Consider the following 253-nt stretch of genomic DNA (forward strand, 5'->3'; position numbering starts at 1 on the left):
GTGACTACCAAACCGACTTTGCGCGCTTAGCCGAAATCGGTTCAAAGGGTGTCTTGGCATTACTCAGTGATTCAGCCAACGCTGAAAACTACGAACAACCCGTGAGTGAGCGTGAGATCGCGGCCTACGTCTTGGAAACCTTCAAATATCATCCTGGTCGAATCATTGTGGCATCGGTCGCTTCAAATATCTTACGGATTCAACAAGTGCTTGATGCGGCAGCTAAGTCCGACCGTAAAGTAGCCTTAATGCC

General features: G+C 49.0%; 1 pseudogene. It reads left to right on the forward strand.

The window, feature by feature from the left end:
- Positions 1-253: pseudogene (locus L9G74_RS21380) on the forward strand (hypothetical protein); the annotation flags it as partial.

Origin of the sequence: Shewanella electrica, from assembly GCF_022321485.1 — a bacterium.
GTDB classification, from domain to species: domain Bacteria; phylum Pseudomonadota; class Gammaproteobacteria; order Enterobacterales; family Shewanellaceae; genus Shewanella; species Shewanella electrica.